Source organism: Arenimonas aestuarii (genome assembly GCF_054781715.1).
In genome coordinates, this window is sequence record NZ_BAAGTW010000006.1 from 316,679 (window position 1) to 342,007 (window position 25,329).

The following is a 25,329-nucleotide window of genomic DNA, read 5'->3' on the forward strand; positions in this document are numbered from 1 at the left end:
CTTGTCGTTCGCCGTCCTGGTCCTGGGCCTGGCGCTGTTTTCGCCGCCGGCCGGGGCAACCCCGTCCCCGGGTCCGGCCGGCACCGTGCGCTCGGCGCTCGAGAGCCTGGCCGACCCCCAGCGCCAGGCCGCCAGCGACAATCTCGACGCCGCCGCGCAGGCGGCGGAGGACACCGCCCGCCTGCGCAGGGAGCTGGCGGCCCTGGAAGCGGAAATCGCCGCCGCGCCCGGGCGCGCGCGCCGGTTCGAACGCCAGCTCCAGGCCTCCCCGCGCCAGGCCCTGGCGGCCTGGCGCAACAGCCTGCCCGCGCGCGCCGACATCGAGGTGCTCGAAGGACTGCTCGAGAACGAGCGTCGTGAGGCCGAGGTCCTGGGCCAACGCATCGCAAGCCTCACCGCCGACCTGGGCGCCGCCCTCGCATCCGACGCCGGTACCCGCGCCAGCCTCGAGGAGCTGCGAAGCCGCCGGGAGGCGCTCTCGTCGCCGGTCGCCGCGACCGAAGGCGAACCGGCCGCGCTGACCGAATCGCGCCGCATCAGGCAAACGGCCGAACGCGAGCGGCTCGACGCCGAACTGGCGCTGCGCCAGGCCCGCGACACGTCGGCGACCGTGCGCCAGCGCGCCCAGGAGCTTGAGCTGCGCGTGCTGCGCCAGCGCCTGGCCCAGCACGAGCCGCGCCTGCTGTTCCTGCAGCAGCGCATCCGCGACCAGTCCCGCGCCAGCCTGCAGGCCCTGGTCGCGGACGTGCACGCCCGTGCCGCCGCCCTGCCACCCGGCGACCCGGTGCTGGCCGAAGCCGCGGCCAGCAACCTGGCCCTGGCCGGTGACCTGCTGGCCGCCAACGAACAATTGGCCGAGTACCGCCAGCGCCTGGCCAGCGGTGAGCAGGAGCTCGCCGCAGACCGCGCCGCGCTCCGCGACAGCCGCACCCGCCTGGAACTGGGCGGCAACAGCGAACAGGTCGGCACCTGGCTTTGGGCGGTCATGCGCAAGCTCGAGTTCGCCGATGTGCTCGAGGAACGTCTCGCGGACACCCGCCAGGCCCTGGCGGACACCCGCCTGCGCCTGATCGCCCTGGACGAACGCCAGCGTGACCAGGCCAATGTCTCGACCCAGGCCGAGGAACTGCGCGCGGCGGCCGCCGGCCGCGATGACGACACCGGGCCGGTCGCCACCGAAAGCGACACCGATCCCCTCGAATCCTGGCTCGAAGCCCGCCAGGACCTGGCCGCCCGTCTCGAACCCATGCTGTGGCGGCAGGCCGCCACGCTCGAACAGACCGAGCGCGTGCTGCAGGCGCGCCTTAAGGCCACCAAGGAGCTGCGCCAGCTCCTTGATCGCCACCTGCTGTGGATCCGCAGCCATGCGCCGGCGGACCTGGCCTGGTTCGGCCGCTGGCCGGCGGCGGCGATGGACCTGGTCAAGGCGGGTCGTTTTGCCACGACCGGTCGCCTGCTCGTGCGTTCGATCGCCGATCGCCCGTCGGTTTTTGTGTTGGCAGTGGTGATCGTGCTGTTGCTGGCCCTGCTGGGCCGCCGCGCGCGCGGACGCATCGAAGCCCTGGGGCAGGGCCTGCGCGACGTCCGCAAGGACCGCTACCGGCGCACCCTGGCAAGCCTGGCCTGGACCGTCGTCGCGGCGCTGCCGGGGGCGGCGGCGCTGTGGCTGGGCGGCGAGCTGCTGCAGGACGTGGGCGAGCGCGGCAAGTACAGCGACTCGCTGGGGCAGGCGCTGCAGGCACTGGCACTGCCGGCGCTGACGCTCTCCTTCCTGGGCTGTCTGGTGCGGGAACGTGGCCTGGCCCATGCCCATTTCCGCTGGACGCGCCAGCGCCGCGAGGCGCTGCAGGCCTGGGTGCCCGCGCTCAAGGCCGTGCTGCTGCCGCTGTACTTCGTGGTCGCGCTGGCCTTCATCCGCGACCAGGACCTGGCCATCGACGTGCCGGCCCGCGTGGCCCTGATCATCGCCGGCGTGTTTTCTGCCGTCTGCCTGGCCTGGCTGCTGGGCCCCGACCGCATCCGTCACGCCCGCGGCGAAAACTCCGAACCGTCCACCTTGCGCCGGGTCCTGCGTGTCGTGCTGCCGGCCGGGCTGGCAGCGGGGGCCGTGCTGGCGCTTCAGGGGTATGTGTACTCCACCGCCATCGTGCTCGACGCCCAATTCGCCAGCGTGGGCGTCTTCATTGCGGTGGCGGTGCTGCATGGCCTGCTGGCGCGCTGGTTCGCGCTTGGCGAGCGGCGCCTGGCACTGCGCAGGCAGGAACAAAAGCGCGAAGCCGAGGCGCAGGCGCAGGCCGAAGGCGCGACGCCGGACGAAGGCGGCGGCGAAGCGATCCCGGTGGACCTGGACGAAGACCTGGCGCTGGACAAGGTCAATGCCCAGACCCGGCGCCTGCTGCGCGCGATGAAGCTGTTGTTGCTGACCGCTGGCCTGGCCTGGGTCTGGGCGGACGTGTTGCCGGCCTTCGCCCGCCTGGACGAAGTGGTGCTGTGGTCGGTGGCGCAGGCGACCGCGGACGGCGGCGACACCGTCATTCCCATCACCCTGATGGCGGCGCTGCTGGGCGTGCTGGCGCTGGCGCTGACCGTCGTCGCCGCACGCAACCTGCCGGGCCTGCTGGAAATCGGCCTGCTGTCCAAGGTGAACATGGACGCGGCCTCGCGTTACGCCATCACCAGCGTGTCGCGCTACACGATCGTGCTGGTGGGCATCATCGCCGGCCTGGGCCTGCTGGGCCTGCGCTGGGGCCAGCTGCAGTGGCTGGCGGCGGCGCTGACGGTGGGCCTGGGTTTTGGCCTGCAGGAGATCTTCGCCAACTTCGTGTCGGGCCTGATCCTGCTGTTCGAACGGCCGTTCCGGGTCGGCGACGTGATAACGGTCAACAACCTCGATGGCACGGTCACCCGAATCCGTACCCGCGCCACCACCATCCTTGATTTCGACAACAAGGAAATCGTGGTGCCCAACAAGACCTTCATCACCGGCCAGCTGGTGAACTGGACCCTGAGCGACGAAACCACCCGGATCGTCGTGAAGGTGGGCGTGGACTACGGCACCGATCCGGCCCTGGTGCACCGCCTGCTGTTGCAGGCCGCCAGCGAGAGCCCGCGGGTGCTCGAGACGCCGCCGCCGCGCAGCTGGCTGCTCGAGTTCGGCGCCAACTCCCTGGATTTCGAGCTGCGCGTATTTGTCGGCGGCATCATGGACCGGCTGGCGGTGCGAAACGAGCTGAACGTGCGCCTGGTCGAACTGTTCGCGCAGAACGACGTCGCCTTCGCCTTCCCGCAGCTGGACCTGCACGTACGCGACCTGCCGGCGGCGCCGGCGCCCGATGCCGGGGCCGGAACCCGCCCCGATCCGCGGCCCGATGCCGCTGGCTGAACGCGGGGCTGAACCGGCGGTTCAGTCCCGCGCCCTTGCGGGCCTTTCGTGCCGACCCCATTTATTGGGGAGGAGGTGACGGCGCCGCTTCCGGCGGGCATCATCGTCCTGCTACAAGCCCCACGCCCGATCCCTGGAGTTACCGAATGTCCCCCGAGTTCCTCGACTGGCTGGCCCGCGGTTTCACGCAGGCAAGCTATTGGCAGATGGCCGGTTATTTCCTGGTGGTGACCCAGCTCACCATCATGACGACCACGCTCTACCTGCACCGCAGCGCCGCCCACCGTGGCGTCGATTTCCATCCGGTGCTGACCCATTTCTTCCGCTTCTGGGCCTGGCTCACCACCGCCATGGTCACCAAGGAGTGGACGGCGGTGCACCGCAAGCACCACGCCAAGTGCGAAACCGCCGAGGACCCGCACAGCCCGCGTTTCCAGGGCATCAACCAGGTGCTCTGGCGCGGCGTCGAGCTCTACCAGGAAGCGCGCCTGGACAAGGACATGCTCGAGAAATACGGCAAGGGCTCGCCGGACGACTGGATCGAACGCAAGCTCTACACCCGCATGCCGTCGCTGGGCCCGAGCCTGATGCTGTTCATCAACCTGGCGCTGTTCGGCATCCCCGGCATCGCCATCTGGGCGCTGCAGATGGCCTGGATCCCGTTCTGGGCCGCCGGTGTCATCAACGGCCTGGGCCATTGGTGGGGCTACCGCAACTTCGACACCGCCGACACCGCCACCAACCTCACCCCGTGGGCGTTCTGGGTGGGCGGCGAAGAACTGCACAACAACCACCACGCCTTCCCCAGCTCCGCCAAGTTCGCGCTGCGCAAGTATGAGTTCGACATCGGCTGGACCGTCATCCGCGGCCTGCAGGCCGTCGGCCTGGCCAAGGTGCTGCGTGTCGCGCCGGAGCTCGACGTGCGCCCGAACATCCAGGTGCCCGACGCCGACACGATGCGCGCAATGATGGCGCACCGCTGGCAGGTGGCCACCGACTACTACAAGCTGGTGCTCAAGCCGCACCTGCAGGCCGAAGCCGCCGACCTGCCGGGTCGCCTGCGCCGGGCCTTCCGCAGCGAGGGCAAGTGGCTCAGCGACGACAAGCGCGAGCGCTTCAACGCCTGGATCGCCGAACGCCCGAACACCGCGCGCCTGATGGAGTTCCGTGCCCGCCTGCTGGCCATCTACGAGATCAAGAGCGCCGAGGCCGGCGCCAAGATGGAGGCCCTGCGCGCCTGGTGCGCCGAGGCCGAAGCTTCGGGCATCCGCCAGCTCGAGGAGTTCTCGCAGCGCCTGAAGGGTTATTCGATGGTGCCCGCGCGCGCCTGAGTCGATTTTTTACCCGCGTGACCGGCAGGGCCCGCTTCGGCGGGCCCTGCTTTTTTGCGGCCGGGGATTGGCTTATCGTGCCTGCACGCAGCCGCGTGAGGATCCAAGCCATGCCCCGGGTGGTGGTTGCCCCTGCACTGTCGCGCCGCCTGCCCGGGCAAGGGGACGACCGGGAGCTGGTGCTGGACCTGCCCGGTGGCACCGTGGCCGACGTGCTGGCCGCACTGTTCGCGCAGCACCCACCGCTTCGCGGTTATGTCGTTGACGAACAGGGCGCGCCGCGCCGGCACATCGCTCTGTTCATCGATGGCGACGCGCTGCAGCCCAAGAACGAGTTATCGCGCCCGGTTTCCCCGGGTGCGGAAATCTACGTGATGCAGGCCCTGTCGGGAGGCTGACATGTCGGACACGCTGCTGGTATCGACCCGCAAGGGTTTATTCGTGCTCGAACGTGGCGACGGCGGCTGGGCCATCGCGCACGTCGCCTTCCTCGGCGACAAGGTTGCGTTGGCGCTGGCCGATGCCCGCGACGGTACCTGGTACGCCGCGCTCGACCTGGGCCACTTCGGCGCCAAGCTGCAGCGTTCGACCGACCGAGGCCGTCGCTGGACGGAAGTGGCGGTGCCGGCCTACGGCCCCGGCGACACGGTGGCCACCGGCGATGGCAAACCGCCGAAGCCGGCGACGCTGGAGCTGATCTGGTCGCTGGAAGCCGGCGGCGCCGACCAGCCTGGCCGGCTCTGGGCCGGCACGCTGCCGGGCGGCCTTTTCCGCTCGGACGACCGCGGCGAAAGCTGGCACTTGCAGCGCGCGCTGTGGGATCGTCCCGAGCGCGATGGCTGGTTCGGCGGCGGCTACGACGTGCCCGGCATCCACTCGATCTGCGTTGATCCGCGCGACTCGCGCTGCCTGCGCGTGGCGGTGTCCTGCGGCGGCGTCTGGCGCAGCGACGACGACGGCGGCAGCTGGCGCGTCACCTGCGAAGGCATGTTCGCCGAGTACATGCCGCCGGACCGGCGCTTCGACCCGGACATCCAGGACCCGCACCGCATGGTGCAGTGCGCCGGTGCGCCGGACACGCTGTGGGTTCAGCACCACAACGGTGTCTTCCGCAGCGACGATGGCGGCGAGTCCTGGCGCGACGTACCGGCGGTACGACCCTCGGTGTTTGGCTTCGCCGTTGGCGTGCACCCGCGCGAGCCCGGCACGGCCTGGTTCGTGCCCGCCATCAAGGACGAGCGGCGGGTGCCGGTGGACGGACGCCTGGTGGTGGCCCGGACCCGGGATGGCGGTGACCGCTTCGAGGTCCTGGACCAGGGGCTTCCGGCCGACCCGGCCTACGACCTGGTCTATCGCCACGGGCTGGCGGTGGACGGCAGCGGCGAACGGCTGGCCATCGGCTCGACCACCGGCGGCCTGTGGACCAGCGACGACCAGGGCAACCGGTGGACCGCACTGCAGGCGCGCTTGCCGCCGGTGCACGCCCTCACCTTCGCCTGAGCGCGGGCGGCCGGGGAGCAGGCGGCGGCGAGTCCTGCGACAATGCCGCCCCTCCGGCGCCTTGCCGTGCTTTTCCTGCCTGCAGACATGACTGATTCGCCCACCCCACCGCCCTCCGGCAGCGATGCCCTGATCGAGCGCCTGCGCGCCGCGGCCGAACTGCTCGACAGCGTGACCGCCGACCGCACCGTCTTCGAGTCCCTGCCGGTCGAGGAACAGAAGCGCCTGAAGGCGGCGGTGAACCGCTTCCACAATCCCGACCCGATTGACCACCGCAAGCGCCGCCGCGAGGCCAGGCGTGCGGTCGTCAAGGAGCGCAACGCGCACGACGACGCGGTGCTCAATGCCACCGGCATCCGCGAGCTGCGCAGCAAGCCGGTGTTCCAGACGCCCAATTATTTCCCGCCGTCCAAGGCGCCGGTGGACCACATCACCGACGATCCCGCGCGCGAAACGATCGAGCCGCAGCACTGCTACGTGTGCAAGGAAAAGTACACGCGCATCCACCACTTCTACGACCAGATGTGCCCGGCCTGCGCTGACTTCAACTTCCTCAAGCGCACCGAAACCGCGGACCTGACGGGCCGCGTCGCGCTGCTCACCGGTGGCCGCGTCAAGATCGGTTACCAGGCCGGCCTGAAGCTGCTGCGCGCCGGCGCTTCGCTGATCGTCACGACGCGCTTCCCACGTGATTCGGCCGCGCGATACGCGCAGGAGCCGGACTTTGGCGAGTGGGGGCATCGCCTGGAAGTGTTCGGCCTGGACCTGCGTCACACACCCAGCGTCGAGGCCTTCTGCCAGACCCTGCTGGCCACGCGCGAGCGCCTGGACTTCATCATCAACAACGCTTGCCAGACCGTGCGTCGCCCGCCGGCGTTTTATGCCCACATGATCGCGGGCGAAACCGCCGCCCACGGCGACATGCCACAACACGTACGCAAGCTGTTGGGCAGCTACGAGGGCCTGCGTGGTTACGACCTGGTGCCCGACGCCAATACCCTGGCCCACGACGCCGCGACGCCCGGCCTGACCCGTGCCGCCGAACTCTCGCAGGTGCCGCTGTTGGCCGAGGAGCTGCTGGGCCAGCAGCACCTGTTCCCGGAAGGCCGGCTCGATCAGGACCTGCAGCAGGTGGACCTGCGCGGCCGAAACTCTTGGCGCCTGCAGATGCACGAGGTGCCTTCGGTGGAACTGCTGGAAGTGCAGTTGGTGAACGCCATCGCGCCGTTCCTGATCAATGCGCGCCTGAAGCCGCTGATGCTGCGCACGCCCGAACGCGACAAGCACATCGTCAACGTGTCGGCGATGGAGGGGCAGTTCTACCGAAACTTCAAGACCACCCGGCATCCGCACACGAACATGGCCAAGGCCGCGCTGAACATGATGACGCGCACCTCGGCCGCCGATTACCACGGCGACGGCATCCACATGAACGCGGTGGACACGGGCTGGATCACCGACGAAGACCCGATCGAGATCGCGGCGCGCAAGACCAAGGAAGAACGTTTCCACCCGCCGCTGGACATCGTCGACGGCGCCGCCCGCATCGTCGACCCGATCATCGACGGCTTCAACACGGGCACCCACGTCTGGGGCCAGTTCCTGAAGGACTACCGCCCGACCGACTGGTAGCGGACTGCTGCAGGAGCGCCTGACGGTGCTCCTACTGGGGCGTGTTGGCCGGGAGCACCAGCCAGCCCTGGCTGTAGAAAAGCATGTACAGCCCGATGCGCAGTGCCAGCAGGATGATGAAGGCGTACCAGCCCAGGTGCGAATGCGGGACCACGCGTCCCAGCGTCGCCCGCAGTGGTGCCAGCACCGGCCACAGCGCCCAGGTGAAGAGCCGGTAGACCGGGTTCTTCATTGGGTCGCCGGGGATCAGCAGTCGCAGCACGCCGCGGCCGATCAGGGTCCACATCAGGACCGCGATCACGAAACTCAGCAAGGTGTAGGTCGTCAGCATCGTTGGATTCTAGTCAAGAAAAAGGCGCCGGTGCGGGCTGCACCGGCGCCCCGGGATGCCGCGGCCTTCGGGGAGGAAGGCCGCGGCGGTCGCCATCACCTGGCGAGCTTCGGGTAACGCAGGTCTTCGACCATGTCCTTGGTCTCCTGCGACGGCTCCGCCGTCATCAGGCTGACCGCCCAGATGGTCAGGAAGCCCAGTGGGATGCCGAAGATGCCGGCCGACACGTCCTTGATGCCCAGCCACGGGGTCATGCCCAGGAACTTCACGTTGACCAGATAGAACAACGTCAGTCCGAAACCGACCAGCATGCCCGCCACCGCGCCGGCCTTGTTCGCCCGTTTCCAGAAGATGCCGAGCACCAGTGCCGGGAAGAACGAGGCCGCGGCTATCGAGAATGCCCAGGCCACGATAGACAGGATCGTCGCCGGTGCGTGCGAGGCCGCGTAGGCCGCGATCGCCGCCACACCCAGCAGCAGGATGCGGGCCACGGTCAGGCGCTTCTTCGCCGTCGCGTTCGGGTTGACCATCTTGTAATAGACATCGTGGGACAGCGCGTTGGAGATCGTCAGCAGCAGGCCATCGGCCGTCGACAGCGCCGCCGCCAGGCCGCCAGCGGCCACCAGGCCGGCAACGACGTAGGGCAGGCCGGCGATTTCCGGGGTGGCCAGCACGATCGCATCGGCATTGAGCATCAACTCCGCCAGCTGCAGGATGCCGTCGCCGTTGCCGTTGGCCACGCAGCCCTTCACCGTGGCCGCGGCATTGGTGGCGTCACACACCGACACCAGGCCGACCTGCGTCCACGAGGCCACCCAGGCCGGGAGCGTGGCGATGGACTGCCCGATCACGTTGGAATAGACCTCGAGCTTGGCGAACGCCGCATAGGCCGGCGCCGTGAAGTAGAGCAGGAAGATGAAGAACAGCGACCAGCCCACCGACTTGCGGGCCTCCTTGACGCTGGGCGTGGTGAAGAAGCGCATCAGGATGTGCGGCAGCGCGGCCGTACCCACCATCAGGCAGAAGGTGAGCGCCATGAAGTTGACGATGTCGTTCTTCACGAAGGGCGTGGCATGCCCGGCGGTGACGCCGAGCTGCTGCTCGAGCACGGTGATCTGCTGCAGCACTTCGCCGTAGGCCAGCTGCGGCACCGGGTTGCCGGTGACCTTGATCGACAGCCAGACCACGGGCACCAGGTAGGCGATGATCAGGACGATGTACTGGGCCACCTGGGTCCAGGTAACCGCACGCATGCCGCCCAGCAGCGAACACACCAGCACGCCGATCAGGCCCACCCAGACGCCGGTGGCCAGGTCGATGCCCAGGAACCGGCTGGTGATGATGCCGGCGCCGTAGATCTGGGCAATGACGTAGGTGAAGCTCGCCGTGATCGCGCAGATGATGCCGATGGTGCGCGGCAGGTTGCCGCCATAGCGCGTACCCAGGAAGTCCGGGATGGTGTACTGGCCGAACTTGCGCAGGTAGGGCGCCAGGAACAGCGCCACCAGCACGTAACCACCGGTCCAGCCCATCACGAAGGCGAGGCCGTCATACCCTTGCGCATACAGGGTGCCGGCCATGCCGATGAAGCTGGCCGCCGACATCCAGTCGGCGCCGGTGGCCATGCCGTTGTACAGGGCGGGCACGCGGCGGCCGGCGACGTAGTACTCGTCGGTCTCCGCCGTGCGGCTCATGATGCCGATCATCGCGTACAGGCCGATGGTCGCCGCCATGAACACGTAACCGATCCAGGCATTGGGCATGCCCATCTGTTCGCCGATGGCAAGCGCGATCACGAACGCGAGGAAGCCGCCCGTGTACATGCCATAGATCTTGGGAAGCCGGCTTACGAAGTCTCCGGACATGGGTCAGCCCTCCTCGGCCACGCCGAACTCGCGATCCAGCCGGTTCATGTACCAGGCATAGAAGACGATCAGCGCCACGTAAACGATCAATGCTCCCTGCGCGCCCATGTAGAAGGCGAACGGGAAACCCAGGAAGGTGAACTGATTCAGCGGGACCGCGAAAAAGATCACCACGTAGGTAACGACGAACCAGATCGACAGCAGGATTGCCGTGACCCGGAGGGTCCGGCGCCAGTATTCCTGGCGCCGTTCTTCGGTAACGGGATTGCTCATGGTCTTTGCCTCCCGGCGCAGGGTCAGAAGCTGTACTTCACGTGCATGTGCAGGCGGCGGATGTCGCCGTCGGCACCGCTCTCGAGTTCACGATTGCCCCAGATCAGCTCGGCGCCGATGTCGATCTTGGGCAGCGGCGAGTAGATGAGGTTGGCGTGGAAGGACCGCGCCGATTCGGTCAACGCCAGGCCGGTCAGCAGCGGGTCGTTGTCGAACTGCGCCATCGAATAGAAAAGGTTGCCGCGCAGCTTCGGGCTGAAGGCGTGGCGCCAGGCAACGAAGCCACCGTAGCCGTCCAGCGCCTCGAGTGACCCGTCGGCCGCCGTCATGGCATCCGGGCCCAGGCCGAACGCCAGGTAGCGGCCCAGGCCGCTGCCGCCGCTGAGCATGTACCGGATATCGTCCTTGGCACCGATGTTCCACTTGCCGGAAAGGCTGAGCGCGAAGGCCGATTCGCTTTCGCTGCTGGTGGCGGTTTCGTACTTGAGCTGCCGCAGCAGGCCGGCGACGGTGAAGTGGCCCCAACTGGCCCGGTGCATGTAGCGCACGGTCGCGTCGGGCACCGAGTTGTCGTCGCTGTTGCCGCGGGCGCCGGTCAGGTAGCCCGCATAGGTGGTCTCCGGATTTTCCAGCGAGAACGACCACGGGCCGTTGGTGTAGCGCAGCTGGGCCTGGCGCACGAAGATCGTGCCTTCGGTCGGGCCGACGAAGTCCACCGCGTCGGGCAGCGCGCCCGCGTCCTGGAAATTCGACCAGGTCTGGCCGGCCAGCCACTTGTCCCAGCTGACGTAGGCGTGGCGGATGGTGACGCCGTAGGTGTTGGTGGCGATCTCGTTGCCGAGCGCGCCGCCGAACAGGTCCATTTCCAGGTAGGCCTTGAGCTTGTGGCCGTCCAGGTCGGTGTCGGCGCCGAACCACAGGCGCGAGAACTGGACGTGCGAATCGAGGTCGGCCCCGTCTTCGTCAACACCACCCACGGGAATCGTGCTGGGCACGTAGAACAGCCGGCCGGTGGAACCGTCCGGGATCTCGCCATCGCTGGTGTCGGTGTACATCGAGTCGAACTTGATGAAACCACCGAAGCTGAAGCGAGTGCCCGGATTGGCGGCGGGCATGATCGTGGCGGCCTGGATCGGCTGGGCCGGCGGTGCCGGCTTGGCGGCTTCGGCGGCCTTTTGTGCGTCGAGCTCGGCCTTGAGTCCCTGCACCATCTGTTCGAGCTGGGCGATGCGGGCTTCCAGGTCCTGCGCGCCGGCGTCCTGCGCCAGCGCCTGTCCGGGCACGGCGATCGCCAGCAAAACGGCGAGCGCCAGCGCGGAGCGCGCGTAACGTGTGTGTCGGTTCATCTTTCCCCTCCCGGAAATCCGAACGGTTGGCCCCAATGGCCCGCGGAGTCTGTGACGCCGGGCGGACGCGGGCCATTCGCCATTGGTCTAATCCGGCGGCTTTGCGGGGCCGCCTTAGACCAAGGTCTAATTGGGCCAGCCCCCCGCCGGTCCAGAATGTCCGGCAGGCGAGTAATCTTGTTGAAGAACCACCGCGGCCGCGCGCCGCAGGAGCCTCCATGTCCGAGCGAATCGTTCCCGTCCCCCCGGCCTTCGAGGCCGCCGCCGCGCTGCGCCGCGATGACTACGAACGGAGTTACGCAAATTCGGTGCGCGACCCCGAGGCGTACTGGCGCCGGCACGGCCAGCGTCTGCAGTGGACCAAACCTTTCACCCAGGCCAAGGACACCAGCTTCGACGCCGAGGATTTCCACATCCGCTGGTTCGCCGATGGCGAGCTCAACGTGGCCGCCAACTGCCTCGACCGCCACCTGGCCGAGCGCGGCGACAAGGTCGCCATCATCTGGGAGCCCGATGACCCCAAGGCGGCGCCGCGGCGCATCACCTATCGCGAGCTGCACGCCAGGGTCTGCCAGCTGGCCAACGCGCTCGAGGCGCTGGGCGTGGCCAAGGGCGACCGCATCACCATCTATCTGCCGATGATCCCGGAAGCGGCAGTGGCCATGCTGGCCTGCGCGCGCATCGGCGCGATCCATTCGGTGGTGTTCGGCGGCTTTTCCCCGGATTCGATCGCCAACCGCATCGCCGACTGTTCCAGCAAGCTGGTGATCACCGCCGACGAAGGCCTTCGCGGCGGCAAGGCGATCCCGCTCAAGGCCAACGTGGACGAAGCCCTGGGCAAGCCGGGCACCAACAGCGTCGAAACCGTGCTGGTGGTCCGCCACACCGGGGGCGGCGTGCCGATGCAGATGCCGCGCGACCGCTGGTACGACGCGGTGGTGGACGCCCAGCCGGCCACGCATGAGGCCAGGCCGATGAACGCCGAGGATCCGCTGTTCATCCTTTACACCTCCGGCAGCACCGGCAAGCCCAAAGGCGTGCTGCACACCAGCGGCGGTTACCTGGTGTGGGCCAGCTACACCCACGAATGCGTGTTCGACCTCAAGGAAGACGACGTCTTCTGGTGCACCGCCGACGTCGGCTGGGTCACCGGCCATAGCTACGTGGTGTACGGGCCGCTGGCCAATGGCGCCACGACGGTGATGTTCGAGGGCGTGCCGACCTATCCCGACCCGGGCCGCTTCTGGGAAGTCTGCGACCGCCACCAGGTGACGATCTTCTACACCGCGCCCACTGCCATCCGCGCGCTGATGCGCGAAGGCGACGCACCGGTCAGGAAGCACTCGCGCCGGTCCATCCGTCTGCTGGGAACGGTCGGCGAGCCGATCAATCCCGAGGCCTGGGAGTGGTACAACCGCGTCGTCGGCGAGGAGCGCTGCCCCATCGTCGATACCTGGTGGCAGACCGAAACCGGCGGCATCCTCATTACGCCGCTGCCCGGAGCGATTCCCGCCAAGCCCGGCTCGGCCACGCTGCCGTTCTTCGGCGTGCAGCCGGCGCTGGTGGATGCCGAGGGCCGCGAGCTGCAGGGCGCCGCCGAAGGCAACCTGGTGCTCAAGGATTCCTGGCCCGGCCAGATGCGCACGGTCTACGGCGACCACCAGCGTTTCATCGACACCTATTTCAAGACCTATCCGGGCCTGTATTTCACCGGCGACGGCTGCCGGCGCGACGCCGACGGCTACTACTGGATCACCGGCCGCGTCGACGACGTGATCAATGTTTCCGGCCACCGCATGGGCACGGCCGAAGTGGAAAGCGCGCTGGTGGGACACCCGGCCGTTGCGGAAGCCGCGGTCGTCGGCGCGCCGCACGACATCAAGGGGCAGGGCATATATGCATACGTCACCCTGAAGGCAGGCGTCGAGGCCGATGATTCGCTGCGCAAGGAGCTTATCGCCCACGTCAGGCACGAGATCGGGCCGATCGCGGCGCCGGACTGGCTGCAGTGGGCGCCGGGCCTGCCCAAGACCCGCAGCGGCAAGATCATGCGCCGCATCCTGCGCAAGATCGCCGAGGCCGGCCCCGAGGGCGTCGACCGCGGCACGCTCGGCGATACGTCCACGCTGGCCGATCCGGCGGTGGTGGAGTCGCTGGTGAACGAGCGCCAGGTGCGCTGAGGATGAATGGTGCCGCGCCCACCATCCTGGTCGCGGACGACCACCCGCTGTTCCGCGAGGCGCTCAAGGGTGCGGTGTCGCGGCTGCTGCCGGGTGCGCACCTGGTTGAGTCGGACAGCGCCGACGCGCTGTTCGCCAGCGCCGAGGCACATCCCGACGCCGACCTGGTGCTGCTGGACCTGAACATGCCCGGTGCCCACGGCTTCAGCGCCCTGGTGCACCTGCGCGCGGTGCAGCCGCAACTGCCGGTGATCGTGGTGTCCGCGCGCGAAGAGGCCCGCGTGGTGCGCCGCGCCCTGGATCACGGCGCAGCCGGTTTCATTCCCAAGTCGTCGGATCCGGCGACGATCCGCGATGCCATCGCCGCGGTGCTCGACGGCGGCCACTGGGCGCCGCCGCAGGCCGAACATGCCGAAGGCCTGGCTCCCGGCGAAGCACAGATCGCCGCCCGCCTGCAGGAACTCACGCCCCAGCAGTTCCGCGTGCTGGGAATGCTCGGCAGCGGCCTGCTCAACAAGCAGATCGCCCATGCACTTGGCGTTTCGGAGGCCACGGTGAAGGCCCACATGACCGCCATCCTGCGCAAGCTCGGCGCCAGCAATCGCACCCAGGCCGTGCTGATGGCCGGACGGCTGGCCGTGGATCCGGGACCCGAACCTGGTCCATGAAACCGGCTGCACGACCCGTCGCAAGGGGCTAAGGTAGTCGCCGGGGATTGCGATGCGGCCGTAGTAGTCGCGGGGCCGGGGCAGGATGATGTTTGACCGGATCGATGGTCGGGGGACGCCGGGGGCCACCGCGCGCCTGTGCTGCGCGTGCCTGCTGGCGGCACTGGTCTGCCTGTCGCCCGCGTCGGCGGTGGCGTCGATCGGCGTGCCGCTGGTCGAAACCGTAGACGACGACGATGCCATCCAGAACGACATCGTTACCGCCCTGGCCCAGGACCACAACGGCTTCCTGTGGATCGGCACCCAGAACGGCCTGCTGCGATACGACGGCTATCGCTTCCGGCGGTTCGTGGTGCTGCCCAAGGAGGACCCCTCCACCTCCGGCGTGTTCGTCAGGCGGCTTTGGGTGTCCGAGGAGGGCTGGCTGTGGATCGGCACGAATGCCGACGGTGCGGCCGTGATGAATCCGGACGACGGCAAGGTGCACAACTTCAAGGCCGACCCGCAGGACCCGGGCAGCCTGTCCAGCGGACGGGTGGACGCGTTCGCGTCCGATGGTGAAGGCGGCGTCTGGGTCGGGACCGACGATGGGCTCTATCACCTCGGCGCGGACGAGCTCGATGGCTCCGGCAACCAGCGCTTGCACCGGCATGGCGACGACGGCGGGCGGTCGGGACGACTGAGCAATCCGCATGTCCGGTCGCTGCTGCTCGACCACCAGAAGCGGCTTTGGGTCGGGACCTGGGACGGCGTCAGCCTGCTGCCACCCGGCGGGGGCGAGTTGCGGAACGTGGGGGCGGATGACGAGGACGGCGGGTTGCTGGCCGGCCAGGAGATCTGGGCGCTGGCGCAGGCCCCCGACGGTCGCATCTGGTGGGGAGGGCGAACCCGGGGCGCGGGGTGGATCGACCCGGAGTCGGGAACCATTACGGCCCTGCCGCTGGGCACCGCCGATGGCATTGGCCACCCATGGATTGCCAACTTCGCGTTCGACCAGGATGGCCGACTCTGGGCCGGTTCCTACGGTGCCGGCGTGGACGTGCTGGACCCCGCTTCGGGTCGGATCCTGCAGCGATTCCGCCACCAGCCCGCCATGAACACCACGCTGGCCGGCAACACCACGGGCGCGCTGCTGGCCGATCGCGCCGGCCTGATGTGGATCGGCAACTGGGGCGGCGGCCTGCAGCACGTCAACACCCGGAACAAGGCCTTCCGCATGGTGCGGCACGTGCCCGGCGACGAGACGTCGCTCAGCTCCGAGGACGTGTTCGCCCTGCTCGAGCTCGACGATGGCACGGTGTGGGCCGGGACCAACGGCAATGGCATCGACCTGCTTGATCTTGAGCGCGGGCGCATCGGCGGCATCCGCCCCGAACCCGGCACGCCCGGCGCCTTGCCCGATGGCGCGGTCATCTCGCTGGCCAAGTCGTCCGACGGCACGGTGTGGGTGGGGACCCGACAGGCCGGGCTGCTCCGCTACGACCCGGCGCAACGCCGGTTCCAGCCCTGGGCCGCCGGCTTCACGGGCGGCGAGATGCAGGTGCAGCGACTGCTGGTAGATGCACAGGGCATCGTCTGGGTCGGCACCAACAGCGGCCTTCTGCGGGTCGATCCCGTCTCGCAGGACACCCGCCGGTACGTGACGGACCGGGCGCCCGACGAGCGCTTCGCCGGCTCCGTGGGCCCGATGGCCATCACGCCCGACGGCACCCTCTGGGTCGGGACCGACACCGGCCTGTATGCGCTTGCACCCGGCGCGGAGCAGCTCCGGACGATCCTGATCGACCCGCGTCGCGATGACAGTCTGTCTAGCAACGACGTCAACGGCCTGGTCGTCGATGCCCGCGGCGATTTGTGGGCCGCCACGGCCCGCGGCATTGATCGCTTCATTGGCTGGGACGGACCGGCGGCCCGCTTCGAATCCATCAACACCCGTGTCGGACTGCCCCCGGGGCAGGTGGCCAGCAACCTGGTACTCGCGGACGATGGCAGGGTGTGGGACGTCGGCGTGGTGGTTGACCTCGAGGCCGGCACGCTCGACAAGTTCAGCCGACCTGAAGGCTTCGACATCGGCGGCGGCTGGATTGGCGCCTACACGCGCACTCGGGATGGCCGCCTGCTGTTCGGCGGCCCGCGCGGCATCGCCGTCGTGCGCCCGCAGGCCTACGCGCGCTGGGACTATGCGCCGCCGGTGATGGTGTCCTCACTGTGGGTGGATGGCGAACCGGTGGCGCCACCGGTGGGCGTCGATCCGCTGCTGATGCCGCCGCAGTCGCGGGGATTCTCGGTCGAGTTCGCCGCGCTCGACTACTCGTCGCCCGACAACCTGGCCTATGCCTACCTGCTCGAAGGCTACGAGCCGAACTGGACCGAGGTGAACGCCGAACGACGCGTCGCCACCTTCACCAATCTCGACCCTGGCAGGTACACGCTGCGGGTAAAGGCAAGCAACCGGGTTGGCGCCTGGAGCCCGGAGACCCTGGCCCTGCGGGTTCATGTGGAGCCGGAGTTCCACGAGACGGTGTGGTTCCGGAGCCTGGCGCTGCTGGCCGGGCTGCTGGCGCTGTACCTGGTGTTCATCGCGCGGACACGTCGACTGGCCGCGCGTGCACTGGCGCTGGAGGCCCTGGTGCGGGAACGGACCGAAAGTCTGGCCAATGCTAACGACGAACTCGCCGCGCTGGCGCGCACGGACCCTTTGACCGGGCTGGCGAATCGACGCGCGTTCATCGAAGTCGCCCGCGCCGAGATAGCGCGTTCGCGCCGAAGCGGGCAGTCGCTCTCGATCGTCCTGGCGGATATCGACCACTTCAAGAACATCAACGACCGCCATGGTCACGATGTCGGAGACGCCGTGCTCAAGGCGGTCGCCGCGACGCTGGCGGGCAACAAGCGCGCCCAGGACACGGTGGCGCGTTGGGGCGGGGAAGAGCTGATCTTCCTGTTGCCGGAAACCGACCTGGCGGCGGCCGCCGAGGTCGCGGAGAAATGGCGCAAGTCGGTCAGCGCGACAGAAGTGGGCCTGGGCCAGGCGACGGTTTCGGTGACCCTGACCCTGGGCGTGGCCGAAGTCCGGCCGGACAGCACGCTGGAGCACTGCATCGCCCGGGCCGACGCGGCACTTTACGACGGCAAGCGGGCCGGCCGTGATCGCGTGGTGAGTGCGGGCGACGACGCGGCCTGACCGGCGGGTGGCCCCAAGGCGGCGGCCACCAGAGACTGAAGGGGCCGGCCTGCCCGCGCCAGTGGCATTAGTTGGTCTGGCCCGGCGGCTGCGGACCGCCTTAGACTGGTTTTACCGGCATGGGCCGGGCCACCGGCGCATGGCATGTCCCAGCTTCGTGTTGTCCTGCGCGTCGTCGGCCAGCTGCTGCTGGCGATGGCGGCGATCATCGGCACGGCGCTCGTGTTCCGGGCGCTGCTGTTGCCCGCCCTGCTCTGGGCCTTCGATCCGGACCCGGTGCTGGCGACGCAGCTCAAACGGTTCGGCACGCTGATCAGCGCGATGCTGGGCTATTGGCTTTACGTCCGCTTCTTCCGCAAACGCCCGGTCAACGAACTGCGCCCGGCGCTGGCCGGAGTCGCCTTGGGCGCCCTTGCCGGGGCGGCGCTGATCGCGCTCGCGCTGTTGCCGCTGTTCGCTTTCGGCATCTATGCCGTCACGGCGCACCAGGGATTGCAGTGGGGCCTGCTGGAAGTCGCCGGCTTCCTGCTGGTGGCCGCGATGCTCGAAGAGCTGGTCTACCGCGGCGTTCTGTTCCAGACCCTCGAGACGGCCTGGGGCACGCTGCCGGCACTGTGCCTGCAAGCCGTGGTGTTCGGTATGGTCCACCTGGAAAACGTGTTCGCGATGGACGGCAACGCCTGGGACATGGTCGCGACGGTGGTTTCCGTCACGTTGCTCGGTGCGATGTGGGCCCTGCTCTTCGTACTGTTCCGGAACCTCTGGATTTGCGGGCTGAACCACTTCGCCTGGAATTTCACCATCCTGTGCAGCGGCGTGCCGCTCTCGGGAATCGACGACTGGCGCGATTCCGCGCCGGTCCGAACCGAATACCGCGGCCCCGATTGGCTGACTGGCGGCTTGTTCGGCCCGGAGAACTCGCTGTTGACCCTGGTGGTGGTGGCCCTGGTGGTCGGCGTGCTTCTGCACTTCGCCAGGAAGCGGGGACGGCTATTCGGTGCTGCCGCCATGGACCACGGGCGTTGACCGGCCGGCGGTTTATCCGCAGGCCGGCAGCAGCGATGACGTGGCTGGGCGTGCCGGCCATCGCGGCCTCGCCATGGACGTCCTTCGCCGCCTTCGTGGTGTTCGGCGGCATCGCCGCCCGGGTGCTGGCCGGGCTGGGAGCGAAGGTGACTCGCACCCTGTGAACCCCTGCGGGCTGCGTCAGGGCAAACAGCCTTGCGTGGTCCCGGGGCCACCGAGAGGGCGCGCCGCATCCACGGCGCTCCACCAGCCCGGCAGGGCCGGGACATAAAGGCCGTCGATGTCCACCCGCATCATTTCGTTGCCGAACAGGCGCGAGAAGGTGCCCACCGTGCGACGTGCCGGTGCCCCCGCCCGGTCGCAGAGCGGGCAGAAACCCTGCAACTGCTCGAGGTCCAGCACCCGGTCGGCGCCGCCGAACCCGGGGCCCTCGGCGATCAGGAAACGGGGCTTGCCCTGTGCGTCATAGACGAAGGCAAGATGCATTTCGTAGTCGGGCCAGAGCTGAACGCTGTAGCCCGTGCCGGCGCGTGCCGGGTCGAACCAGTGCGAACTGGCATCCAGCGGCGCGCCGGCGAGGCTCGGGCAGCCGCGCCCCAGCGAAACCAGCGGCTCAGAACCGGTCTCGCCGTCCAGTGTCCAGGTGAAGCGGAAGGCGTCCGGTCCGGTGGGTGTCACGGTGGCTTCGCCGACCTGCACGACGTGCTGCGCGCTGCCGTTCCAGGCCGTCCGGTAGAGCGGCGCGGTCCACAGGCCGTCGGCGCCCGGCGCCGGCGCCTGCAGGTACAGCCAGGTCGGCGTGCCGTCCTGGAAGTAGGTGTACCAGAGGCCTGCCCACTGGTCGGCAGCCGGGTACAGCACCAGGCCGTGGCCGCCACGCGCGGGGTTGAAGTAGCTGCCCGACCGCACGATGGGAGCTGCCGCCGTGATGGTGGCGGTGATCTCTACCGATGCCGGCGCATTGCCCGTGTTGTCCACCACCGCGTACCAGCGTCCCGGCGCGGGTGCGTACACCACCGCGTCTTCGTCGCCGCCCGCGCGAACCGAGGCAGCGACCGCCGCCGTGACCGGGGGAGCGTCCACGATGCGCGGCGACGAACCAGGTCCGGCCGGCACCAGGTACAGGTCCACCGGGTCCGTGCTTCGGGTTTGCACTGCCAGCGTTGATGCGCCTTCGGGCACGTCCACCAGGACACGCCGGTGCGCGCTGGCCGCCGGAAGCGCCAGCGTGCGGGGCCGCGCATTGGCCAGTGCAATGGGTGCGTCGGGCCCGGGCGTGGACGCTCGGGTCACGCGCACCGGCACCAGGCCACCGGGATCGTCGCCGGTCGACCGCACGCGCAGGTAGCCGACACGGCGTTCGCCCGGCAGGAGGCTGGCGTCGTTCCAGGCCAACCGCAGGGCAAAGTGTTCGCCCTCGCGCAGCTGCCCCGGACCGGTGGCGACCAGGCTGCCGTCGTTGGTGGCGTCCAGGCGGACCGCTGCGATTTCGGCGCGCGCCGGCAGCGACCCCGTGCCGCGGTTGTGCAGCATCACCCAGTACGAGACCGCCGCGTTGCCCGGCTGCTCGATCTCCAGTTCACAGCTTTCGCCAGAGGGCACCATCGCGGCCGTGCAGGCGAGCTCGGCGAAGTCGGCCCTACCGTCGCTGTCGGTGTCCACGCCCAGGTACAGGTCGACGTCCCCTGCGCCCTGCGTGCTGGCATCCACCAGCACCCGCCAGGAACGTGGCCGACCGTCGTCGGGAACGGGAAGCACATGGGCCGACACATCGGTCCCCGCGGTGTCGTCCCAGGGCGAGTTGGGGTCCGTATCACCATCGAGGACGATGTCGTGCCGGAACGGACGCACGAGCGCGCTAGCCTCGAATTGCACGCCGGGCATCGCCTGGAGGCCATCGATTTCGATATCCCTGTGGCCTGCCGCGCCGGGCACTTCCAGGGTGACCGCCGGTTCCGGAATCGGCCGCACGACCAGCTCGATTTCAGATTCCGCGCAGCGCCGGCTGTAGAAGGGCCTCTCGCAAAGCCAGTAGGGCTGGCGATGCACGCCCAGGAACCCGGGCACGGGGCGGAAGATGAGCTCTTCGTCCGCGACGACGTTGAAGTCGTTCTGGATGAAATGCAGTTCGCCGACGTCCGGCCCGGTGAACGCGGTCTGAGGCAGACCGGTGCGGTATTCGGTGAAGACGTCGTTGGTCAGCACGCTGAATTGAACGGCGCGGTTCTGCGACAGGATGATGCGCTCGGCGCGTGCGGCGAGCGGTGGATGCGTCCGGTCGTCATCCCAGACGATGTTGATCGCGTAGTTCCCTCCATTGGGCGCGATCGTGGCCGGACCCGAGACAACGAAGAAGAGGATGGCGATGAATTCGTCGGGCTCCTCGATCGTGTCGCCATTGACCGGGATGTGGATCGTCGCCCCGGTCGCCCCCGCCGGTACCGTGAAATTCGGAATGGGGCTGGCGTCGTAATCGGCGGGCGGGAGCGCCAGGAAGTTCATCTCGGGGCGTTCGTCGGTACTCACGCCGACGACGACGGGACCCTCCAGCGGCCTGTCGAAGGCGAACCGGAAGGGCACAAGCTTCTGGCCTGCATTGCCCTCAACGACCTCGCCGAAAAGACCGTAGAGCATCGGCGGCCCTGGCGCGAATTCTTCGGTCCGTATCCGCACCCAGGAAATCAGGCCACTTCCACCGGCCCCGGTGACGTTGTCCACCCGCAGGGTGAACTGCCGGTTCGTGTCCGGTATGCGGTTGCCTATGATCGTCACCGGGATGAGCGCTTCGCTCTGGCCTTCGGGAATGAAGACGCCCTGCAGCGATACTTCCTCGAAATGCACGCCAGGTTCCGCGCCGCCAGCCGACGTGGTCATCGACTGCACATCGAACCGGACACCGCCCGGTCCGGCCGGCCAGGTCAGCCGCGCGGGAACGTTGTGCACGACCGGGCCGTCGTCCCCTTCAGGCAGCTCGACGTATTCCTCGATGCGCAGCGTGCGCAACGGAATCGCGGTGACCGGCACCGCCGGCGAGGGTGCGCCGTCGCCGGCGGCGTTGAAGGCCTGGACCTGCACCTGGTAGGTGGTGCCTTCGGGCAGGTCATTCATTTGAACCGTGAACGTCCCGGTGCCCGGAGGCGCCGTGACGGGGGGCAGGTACGGCCCCGCGGGCGTGGTAATCACCCGATAGCCGAGGATCGGCGAGCCACCGTCGCCACCCGGCCGCGCCACGGTCAGCGTCGCCGTTCGGGAGCCTTCCTCACTTTCGACGCCGGTGATGGTCGGCGCCAGCGGCGGCGTGCCGTTGCCGCTGGGCACGTGCGGCCGGGCCAGGTGGAGCCGGATGCCGTCGAAAACGGCCTCCGCGACGTCTTCGAAGCCATCCCCGTCGAAATCACCGACCGCCAGCGAGCGCCCGTCGGGCGGGAGGATCGAGCTGTACCCGCCGATGGTCACCTGCTCAGGCATCTGCAGTTGCCCATCGCGCTGCTGGAACGACAGCAGCCAGCTCGGGAAGCTCCCCGCGGGCACCATGTCCGTGAATGCCACCAGGTCGTCGCGGCCATCACCATCGGCATCGAGCCGATGCAGTGCACGCAGTGATCCGACCATGGGTAGCGAACGGGGCGCAGCCAAGGTGCCACCCGGAAGTTGCTGGTACTGCTTCAGGCGCACATCGTCCAGGCCCGGCAAGCCGCCGGTCACTAGGTCGGTACGGCCGTCGCCGTTGAAATCGCCCGCGGCGAGGCCGCTGGCGTGGTCCGCGAAACGCACCGGGGCCGAGAAGGCGCTGCCGCCGAAGCCATAGCGCACGACGAGATTGATGGCGTTGCCCTGGTAGGCCCCGCCCTCGGCGGTGGCGATGTCGACGAAGGGGTCCGCGTTGAAGTGGCCGGCCAGCACGCCACGGAAATTGTCGCGACCGGCATCGATCACGCCCCGGGGCGCCAGCGCACCGGTTCCGTCACCAAAATACAGGTGCAGGGCGGAGCCGATCAGGTGGCCGGAGCCGGGGTAGGATTCGATCTGTTGCGCCTGCACCAGGTCCAGGTGGCCATCCCGGTCGATGTCGGAGACCAGCGGCGTTGCGACGCCCTGGTGCCGGTTCGGTGGTGGGCTCCGGACGACCCAGGCGCCGCCCGGCTGCGAGAGCAGCATCCGCCAGCCACCGTCGCCGGCGAACACCAGGTCGTCGCGGCCGTCTTCGTTGAAATCACCCGCAGCGAAGAGCGGCGTGCGCCCATCGGCCCAGGGCTCGAAGCCGGCAGGCGCCAGGGTCGTCGCCGTGAAGGCACCGTCGGACGTCTGCAGCTGCAGGGTCACGCGGTGCTGGTAGTCGAGTATCGCGAGGTCGCGCCGGCCGTCGCCGTCGAAGTCGCCGGCGGCGATCGCCTCGGTTTCCTCGTGGGCAAGCAGGTCGCCGGTGACGAACCTGACCTGCGCGGCAGCGGGGTAAGGCAGCGCCAGCACCAGCGCTATGCCGAGGAACAGGGCGATCGAACGATTCATGGACGTCGGGTTGCCAGTGGGTGTCGACCGCCGGGTTCGGGAGGGCGGGGTCTTTGCCCCGCCCGGGGATAGAATCCGGGTTTCCGGCCAGGAGTGTACTGTGCACCGACCAAGAATATTTCTCGGATGACCCCGCTGCTGCTGTCCACGCTGGACCTGGTCGGCACCTTCGCCTTCGCCATCAGCGGCGCCACCCTGGGCGTGCGCAAGCGCCTTGACCTGTTCGGGGTGCTGACGCTGGCCTTTGCCGCGGCCACGGCCGGTGGCATCACCCGCGACCTGATCATCGGCGCCCACCCGCCCGCGGCCTTCGGTGACTGGCGCTACCTGGCCACGGCGATGGCTGCGGGCCTGGTGACCTTCTTCGGCTACGAACATGTCGAACGCGTGCGCAACCCCGTGCAGATGTTCGACGCCGTCGGCCTGGCGCTGTTCGCGGTCAGCGGAACCAGCAAGGCGCTGGCCTTCGGCATCGACCCGGTGGGCGCGGTGCTGCTGGGCATGCTGTCGGGCATAGGCGGCGGCATGCTGCGCGACGTGCTGGTGACCGAAATCCCGGCGGTGTTGCAGCGCGAACTCTATGCGGTCGCTGCGCTGCTGGGTGCGACGCTGCTCGCGACCGGTACGTGGCTGGGTCTGCCGCCGGCGCCGACCGCGCTGGTCGCGGCGCTGGCCTGTTTCGTGCTGCGCTACCTCGCGATCCGGCGTGGCTGGAACCTGCCCATCGCCACCTGGCGCGACCCCGAATCCTGACCCCGCCCCGCTGTCCATGCAAGGGGGGGCAGCGGCGGGGCATGTATGCGAGTATCGGCCGGCCGGGCCCGCCCCGCCTGCTGTCCCGACGCCCCCACGGCAGGCCCTGCGCTTCAACTTCCCTTCGAAAGGAGTTTGCAGATGCGCAAGATCGGTTCCTGGGCCAAGCGTGGCCTGTTCGTGGTTTCCCCCCTCGCCCTGCTGCTGTCCATGTCGGTATCGGCCGCCGGGCCGGCTGATCGCGATGTCGCGCCCAAGGTGCGGGAAGCCCTGCAGCGTGATCTCGGCCTGTCGCCGCCCCAGCTGGCCCAGTACCTGAAGGTCGAGCGCCTCGCCACGTCGCAGCAGGACGTGCTGGCGACGTCGGGCGATGGCCGTTTCGCCGGCAGCTGGCTCGAGCGCAAGCCCAATGGCGACTACCAGATGGTGGTGGCCTCCACGTCCATCGCGCCCAAGCGCGGCATGGCCGATGTCGAATTCCGAAACGTCCGCCACAGCCTGGGTCGGCTGGCCGAGTCCAAGGCCGAGCTCGACACCCTGACCGAGCGGGGCGCCAAGGTGCCCAAGGGTGTCTACGGCTGGTTCGTCGATGTCCGCAGCAACGCCGTCACCGTGAACGTCGCGCCGGGCGCGCAGTTCTCGGCCATCGACTTCGTGGCTTCCAGCGGTGCCGACGCCGAAACCATCCGCTTCCAGACCATGGCCTCCGCGCCGCGGCCGCTGGCTACGCTCAAGGGCGGCAGCGAGTACCTGTCCAACGACGGTTCGAACTACTACTACTGCTCGGTCGGCTTCGCCGTCACCCGCCAGGGTGATCAGGGCTTCGCGACCGCCGGCCACTGCGGCAACGCCGGCGACCGCGCCTTCGTGGCGGTGAACCGCCGCACCGTCAGCCAGATCGGTGCCTTCGCCGCGTCCAACTTCCCCAACACCGACCGCGCCTGGGTGCGCGTGGACAACAACCACAGCCTGCTGCCGGTGGTGGACGGTGAAAACCAGGGCGACATTCCCGTGTACGGCAGCACCGAAGCGCCGATCGGCGCCGCCGTCTGCCGTTCGGGCCGCACCACGGGCCTGCACTGCGGCACCATCGAGGCCAAGAACGTGACCGTGCAGTACCCGGGCGAGTCGGTGAACGGCCTGACCCAGGTGAAGGTCTGCGCCGAAGGCGGCGACTCAGGCGGCTCCTTCATCACCACCCCGGGCCAGGCCCAGGGCGTGCTGTCGGGCGGCAACTACAGCTGCAAGGGCAAGCAGGCGCGGCTGGCCACCAGCTACTTCCAGCCGATCAATCCGCTGCTGCAGGCCTATGGCCTGACGCTCAAGACCAGCCAGTAAGCTTCCGGCTG

The 25,329-nt window shown here is 68.8% G+C and carries 17 protein-coding genes; 12 read left to right on the forward strand and 5 right to left on the reverse strand.

Annotated elements, in window-relative coordinates; translation table 11 throughout:
* Position 1: 1 nt before the first annotated feature.
* From ACYVJH_RS11035 to ACYVJH_RS11055, 5 genes are all read left to right on the forward strand, one after another.
* Positions 2-3,382: a mechanosensitive ion channel domain-containing protein gene (locus ACYVJH_RS11035; protein ID WP_460454697.1), complete on the forward strand. Its 3,381-nt coding sequence runs from the start codon at positions 2-4 to the stop codon at positions 3,380-3,382.
* 146 nt (positions 3,383-3,528) lie between these two features.
* A complete protein-coding gene (locus tag ACYVJH_RS11040; RefSeq protein WP_460454698.1) occupies positions 3,529-4,713 on the forward strand; it encodes a DesA family fatty acid desaturase in 1,185 nt (394 codons plus the stop codon).
* Between the two features lie 110 nt (positions 4,714-4,823).
* On the forward strand, positions 4,824-5,111 hold the full coding sequence (locus ACYVJH_RS11045; RefSeq protein WP_460454699.1) for a MoaD/ThiS family protein: 288 nt from the start codon (positions 4,824-4,826) through the stop codon (positions 5,109-5,111).
* Position 5,112: 1 nt separating this feature from the next.
* On the forward strand, positions 5,113-6,213 hold the full coding sequence (locus tag ACYVJH_RS11050; protein WP_460454700.1) for a WD40/YVTN/BNR-like repeat-containing protein: 1,101 nt from the start codon (positions 5,113-5,115) through the stop codon (positions 6,211-6,213).
* 87 nt (positions 6,214-6,300) lie between these two features.
* Positions 6,301-7,845 carry an SDR family NAD(P)-dependent oxidoreductase gene (locus ACYVJH_RS11055; protein WP_460454701.1) on the forward strand — a complete coding sequence of 515 codons (1,545 nt, stop codon included), beginning with the start codon at positions 6,301-6,303 and terminating at the stop codon, positions 7,843-7,845.
* Between the two features lie 31 nt (positions 7,846-7,876).
* On the opposite strand, the gene ACYVJH_RS11060 is transcribed toward ACYVJH_RS11055, so the two are convergent.
* From ACYVJH_RS11060 to ACYVJH_RS11075, 4 genes are all read right to left on the reverse strand, one after another.
* Positions 7,877-8,176, reverse strand: coding sequence for a hypothetical protein (locus tag ACYVJH_RS11060; protein WP_460454702.1), 300 nt, complete (start codon positions 8,174-8,176; stop codon positions 7,877-7,879).
* Positions 8,177-8,271: 95 nt separating this feature from the next.
* Positions 8,272-10,041: a sodium:solute symporter family protein gene (locus tag ACYVJH_RS11065; RefSeq protein WP_460454703.1), complete on the reverse strand. Its 1,770-nt coding sequence runs from the start codon at positions 10,039-10,041 to the stop codon at positions 8,272-8,274.
* A 3-nt stretch (positions 10,042-10,044) separates the two neighbouring features.
* A complete protein-coding gene (locus ACYVJH_RS11070) occupies positions 10,045-10,314 on the reverse strand; it encodes a DUF4212 domain-containing protein (protein ID WP_188663397.1) in 270 nt (89 codons plus the stop codon).
* Positions 10,315-10,337: 23 nt separating this feature from the next.
* Entirely contained in the window at positions 10,338-11,660 is a 1,323-nt protein-coding gene (locus ACYVJH_RS11075; RefSeq protein ID WP_460454704.1) for a DcaP family trimeric outer membrane transporter, read from the reverse strand.
* 218 nt (positions 11,661-11,878) lie between these two features.
* Here ACYVJH_RS11075 and acs point away from each other — a divergent pair, with 218 nt between their 5' ends.
* From acs to ACYVJH_RS11100, 5 genes are all read left to right on the forward strand, one after another.
* Positions 11,879-13,840 carry an acetate--CoA ligase gene (gene acs, locus ACYVJH_RS11080; protein WP_460454705.1) on the forward strand — a complete coding sequence of 654 codons (1,962 nt, stop codon included), beginning with the start codon at positions 11,879-11,881 and terminating at the stop codon, positions 13,838-13,840.
* A 2-nt stretch (positions 13,841-13,842) separates the two neighbouring features.
* Positions 13,843-14,508, forward strand: coding sequence for a response regulator transcription factor (locus tag ACYVJH_RS11085; RefSeq protein WP_460454706.1), 666 nt, complete (start codon positions 13,843-13,845; stop codon positions 14,506-14,508).
* 88 nt (positions 14,509-14,596) lie between these two features.
* Entirely contained in the window at positions 14,597-17,692 is a 3,096-nt protein-coding gene (locus ACYVJH_RS11090) for a ligand-binding sensor domain-containing diguanylate cyclase (RefSeq protein ID WP_460454707.1), read from the forward strand.
* Between the two features lie 144 nt (positions 17,693-17,836).
* Positions 17,837-18,718: a lysostaphin resistance A-like protein gene (locus ACYVJH_RS11095; protein ID WP_460454708.1), complete on the forward strand. Its 882-nt coding sequence runs from the start codon at positions 17,837-17,839 to the stop codon at positions 18,716-18,718.
* Between the two features lie 35 nt (positions 18,719-18,753).
* On the forward strand, positions 18,754-18,882 hold the full coding sequence (locus ACYVJH_RS11100; protein ID WP_460454709.1) for a hypothetical protein: 129 nt from the start codon (positions 18,754-18,756) through the stop codon (positions 18,880-18,882).
* 16 nt (positions 18,883-18,898) lie between these two features.
* Here the strand turns inward: ACYVJH_RS11100 and ACYVJH_RS11105 are convergent, their stop codons facing one another.
* Entirely contained in the window at positions 18,899-23,227 is a 4,329-nt protein-coding gene (locus ACYVJH_RS11105) for an FG-GAP-like repeat-containing protein (protein ID WP_460454710.1), read from the reverse strand.
* A 126-nt stretch (positions 23,228-23,353) separates the two neighbouring features.
* Here ACYVJH_RS11105 and ACYVJH_RS11110 point away from each other — a divergent pair, with 126 nt between their 5' ends.
* Together ACYVJH_RS11110 and ACYVJH_RS11115 are read left to right on the forward strand one after the other, a co-directional pair.
* The gene (locus tag ACYVJH_RS11110; RefSeq protein ID WP_460454711.1) at positions 23,354-23,980 is read left to right on the forward strand and encodes a trimeric intracellular cation channel family protein; all 627 of its coding nucleotides are present in this window, start codon (positions 23,354-23,356) and stop codon (positions 23,978-23,980) included.
* Positions 23,981-24,121: 141 nt separating this feature from the next.
* Positions 24,122-25,318 (forward strand): S1 family peptidase, encoded by a 1,197-nt coding sequence (locus ACYVJH_RS11115; RefSeq protein WP_460454712.1) that lies wholly within the window; start codon positions 24,122-24,124, stop codon positions 25,316-25,318.
* Positions 25,319-25,329 lie beyond the last annotated feature (11 nt).